Genomic DNA, 272 nt, shown 5'->3' on the forward strand with positions numbered 1-272 from the left:
GCTCCTGCCGCTCCTGTTGTGCCTGTGGGACCGATTATTCCTTGTAACCCTTGTATTCCTTGGGCTCCTACCTGACCTGTTATCCCTTGTATTCCTTGCACACCTTTAGCACCTTCTGCACCTGTTGGCCCAATTTCCCCCTGTGGACCTTGAGTTCCTTGAGGCCCCTCTGCACCTGTTGCTCCTGTTATTCCTTGAACTCCTTGTATTCCTTGTGCACCTTGCATTCCAGCTACACCAATTACACCTTGAGAACCTTGCGCTCCCCTTAC

General features: G+C 51.8%; 1 pseudogene. It reads right to left on the reverse strand.

Annotation, left to right across the window (positions count from 1 at the left end):
- Window positions 1-272, reverse strand: a pseudogene (locus MR113_RS27720) (collagen-like protein); the annotation flags it as partial.

It is taken from the genome of Bacillus cereus group sp. BfR-BA-01379 (assembly GCF_022663605.1).
Taxonomy (GTDB): domain Bacteria; phylum Bacillota; class Bacilli; order Bacillales; family Bacillaceae_G; genus Bacillus_A; species Bacillus_A mobilis.